Here is a 266-nt window from a genome sequence, read left to right on the forward strand (position 1 = left end):
TCGGCGTCGGTGAGGTGCCGGACTTTATCCAGGGCGGTGCTGATGATCGTGGCGGAGCGGGAGGGTATTTGGGCTGATCCGATCGCGTCGGCGAGCGTTTCCCGTCGGGCGGGGAGGGATTGTCCGGATGTTCCGGGCCGGGGGAGGACCTCGGCGGCGAGGGCGAGTCTGCGGCGGGCTTCGCTGATACTGATCCGCAATCGGGCGCGGAGGAACTGTGCCGTGTTCGGGTACCCGTCATCGAGCAGGGCCGCGTCCCCGGTCCG

The 266-nt window shown here is 69.2% G+C and carries 1 protein-coding gene; it reads right to left on the reverse strand.

Going from position 1 to position 266, the window contains the following annotated elements:
- The coding region (locus tag LRQ04_RS20515; protein WP_235522144.1) for a DUF222 domain-containing protein at positions 1-266 on the reverse strand (266 nt) is incomplete at both ends.

The sequence above is a fragment of the Paenarthrobacter sp. AR 02 genome (assembly GCF_021538675.1).
In the GTDB taxonomy this organism is placed as follows: Bacteria; Actinomycetota; Actinomycetes; order Actinomycetales; family Micrococcaceae; genus Arthrobacter.